Below are 1,144 nucleotides of genomic sequence, written 5' to 3'. Positions count from 1 at the left end.
GCCAAGAAAGCTGCCGATGCAGCCCAAGTCACGGCCAATACCGCTTCGACCACGGCTGCTGCTGCGAAGACCGCCGCGGATGGCGCCCAAGGCACTGCCAGCACCGCGTTGACGACTGCCGGCGATGCCAAGAAAGCTGCCGATGCAGCCCAAGTCACGGCCAATACCGCTTCGACCACGGCTGCTGCTGCGAAGACCGCCGCCGATGGCGCCCAAGGCACGGCCACCACCGCATTGACGACTGCCGGCGATGCGAAGAAAGCTGCCGACGCCGCCCAAGGCACAGCCAATACTGCTTCGACCACGGCCGCTGCTGCAAAGACCGCCGCCGATGGCGCGCAAGGCACCGCCAATACCGCCCTTGCAGCCGCCAACACCGCACAAGGTGCTGCTACCAAGAATGCCGGTGCCATTGCCGAGAACAAGGCGGCGACGACGAAGAACACCACCGACATCGAAGCCCTGCAAAGGCAGATCACCACCCAGGGAGGTGAAAACCTGGTGCGCCAGGACGCCACCAGCCGCAACATCACCGTGGCCAAGGACACCGACGGCACCGTGGTCGACCTCACCGGCAACCAGGGTGTGCGCACCGCCAAAGGCCTGAAGGACGCCACGCTTGCAAAGGGCAGCACGGAAGCGGTGACCGGCGCGCAGCTGTTCTCGACCAATGAAAAGCTCGCTGTCGTCGAAGCAGGTGTGACCCAGAACGGCAAGGACATCGCCGACAACAAGGCAGCGACGACGAAGAACACCAGCGCCATTGAGGCACTCGAACGGCAGGTTGCTACCCAAGGAAGCGAAAACCTCGTGCGCCAGGACGCCAGCAGCCGCAACATCACCGTGGCCAAGGACACCGACGGCACCGTGGTCGACCTCGCCGGCAAACAGGGTGTGCGCACCGCAAAGGGCCTGAAGGACGCCACGCTTGCAAAGGACAGCACGGAAGCTGTGACCGGCGCGCAACTGTTCTCCACCAATGAAAAGCTTGCTGGCATCGATGAGCGCGTGACGCAAAACACCACTGGCATTGCAAAGAACACCGCAGACATCTTGAAGAACACTGGCGACATCGCTGACAACAAGGCCGCGACCACGAAGAATGCCGAGAACATCCAAGGCCTGGATGGTCGCGTGAAGCAGA

Annotated in this window: 1 pseudogene; it reads left to right on the top strand. The window is 63.0% G+C overall.

The window, feature by feature from the left end:
• Positions 1-1,144 (top strand): annotated as a pseudogene (locus AC0IYU_RS30485) (hypothetical protein); the annotation flags it as partial.

Source organism: Variovorax sp. AC103 (assembly GCF_979254005.1).
The sequence above is the reverse complement of the archived record's forward strand: the minus strand, read 5'-3'. Positions and strand labels throughout refer to the sequence as shown.